Consider the following 430-nt stretch of genomic DNA (forward strand, 5'->3'; position numbering starts at 1 on the left):
GCGCTGGCGTCGGCATCACCCCGATGGTCTCCATGGCCCGCGAGGTGGTGGCGCAGAACCGCCAGCACCAGCGCGCGCGGCACATCCATCTGTTCCACAGTGCGCGCAGCCTGGCCGAGTTGCCCTTCCGCGAAGAGCTGAGCGCGCTGCAACAGCAGGCGGCCGGACTCCTGCATATCCACCGCGCCCTGAGCAGCCCCGGCGCCAAGGCGCAGCTCGAACGTGACTACCAACTGGCCGGTCGGCTGAGCTTCGCCCAGGTCAAGGCGCGCCTGCCGCTGGATGACTACGACTTCTACCTGTGCGGCCCCAGCGGTTTTCTGCAGGACATGTACGACGGCCTGCGCGGCCTCAACATCCCCGACCAGCGCATCCACGCCGAGGCCTTCGGCCCCTCCGCCCTGCGCCGTTCGCAGAGCGAGCAGCCGCC

At 69.8% G+C, this 430-nt stretch carries 1 protein-coding gene; it reads left to right on the plus strand.

The features are described from left to right. The coding region (locus tag D3D01_RS22985) for a hypothetical protein (RefSeq protein ID WP_199725652.1) at window positions 1–430 on the plus strand (430 nt) is incomplete at both ends.

Origin of the sequence: Haloarcula sp. Atlit-7R (assembly GCF_003666065.1) — an archaeon.
Taxonomy (GTDB): Archaea; Halobacteriota; Halobacteria; order Halobacteriales; family Haloarculaceae; genus Haloarcula; species Haloarcula taiwanensis.